Genomic DNA, 446 nt, shown 5'->3' on the forward strand with positions numbered 1-446 from the left:
CCCTGGACCTGTCCGAGCTGAAGACGCTGGTGCTGGACGAAGCCGATGAAATGCTGCGCATGGGCTTCATCGACGACGTCGAAGCGGTGCTGAAGAAGCTGCCGGAGCAGCGCCAGGTGGCCCTGTTCTCGGCCACCATGCCGCCGCAGATCCGCCGCATCGCGCAGACCTACCTGCAGGACCCGGTGGAAGTGACCATCGCGGCCAAGACCACTACGTCGGCCAACATCCGCCAGCGTTACTGGTGGGTGAGCGGCATGCACAAGCTGGACGCGCTGACCCGCATCCTGGAAGTCGAGCCGTTCGACGCGATGATCATCTTCGCGCGGACCAAGGCCGGCACCGAAGAACTGGCCAGCAAGCTGCAGGCGCGTGGCCTGGCCGCTGCCGCCATCAACGGTGACATGCAGCAGGCCCAGCGTGAGCGGACCATCGCCATGCTGAAG

At 65.5% G+C, this 446-nt stretch carries 1 protein-coding gene; it reads left to right on the forward strand.

All coding sequences use genetic code 11. From position 1 onward, the window contains the following. A partial coding sequence (locus I6F37_RS39950; RefSeq protein WP_225154370.1) for a DEAD/DEAH box helicase occupies window positions 1-446 on the forward strand: 446 nt, incomplete at both ends.

Source organism: Bradyrhizobium sp. NBAIM08 (assembly GCF_020193935.1).
Classification (GTDB): Bacteria; Pseudomonadota; Alphaproteobacteria; order Rhizobiales; family Xanthobacteraceae; genus Bradyrhizobium; species Bradyrhizobium yuanmingense.